Here is a 566-nt window from a genome sequence, read left to right as displayed (position 1 = left end):
ACGGCCGAATACCACCTTCCAGTCGCGCAGGTCCTGGATCGCCTCGGCCGCGACGGCGACCGGCACCTGTGTTTCTTCCGCCACGACTTCGACGGTGACCGGCAGGCCGGGCCGCCAAAGTCCCTTGTCGTTGGCCACCACGATTCGCGCCGTCGCACTGCGCGTTTGTTCGCCCATCAGTGCGCTGACGTAGGCGATCCGCCCCTCGGCCGTGGCTTCGAACGCATTCGCCCGCACGGTCACTTTCTGGCCCGTCGCAATCGCGGCCAGATCCTGCACGGACACGGGGGCCTCGACCCAGACCGAAGACAAATCGGATACGGTGAACAAGGCGGCATCCTCCTTGACCGATTCACCGACCGAGACGCGCTTGTCGGTGACGACGCCGTCAATCGGCGCGCGCAACTCGTAGCGCGTCAGGCTTCCGTCGGCGCCCGGTACACTGCCCAGCGCAGTCAGCTTCTGCCGCGCGCTCTGGGCATCGATCTCGGCTTCCTGCATCGCGGCGCGCGCCTGCAGCATGTCCTGCTCCGGGGAGATCTTCTCTTCCCACAAGGTCTTCTCGC

General features: G+C 66.4%; 1 pseudogene. It reads right to left on the bottom strand.

The window, feature by feature from the left end:
* Nucleotides 1-555, bottom strand: a pseudogene (locus tag GO615_RS29850) (efflux transporter periplasmic adaptor subunit); the annotation flags it as partial.
* Nucleotides 556-566 lie beyond the last annotated feature (11 nt).

It is taken from the genome of Aromatoleum evansii (assembly GCF_012910805.1).
In the GTDB taxonomy this organism is placed as follows: Bacteria; Pseudomonadota; Gammaproteobacteria; order Burkholderiales; family Rhodocyclaceae; genus Aromatoleum; species Aromatoleum evansii.
The sequence above is the reverse complement of the archived record's forward strand: the minus strand, read 5'-3'. Positions and strand labels throughout refer to the sequence as shown.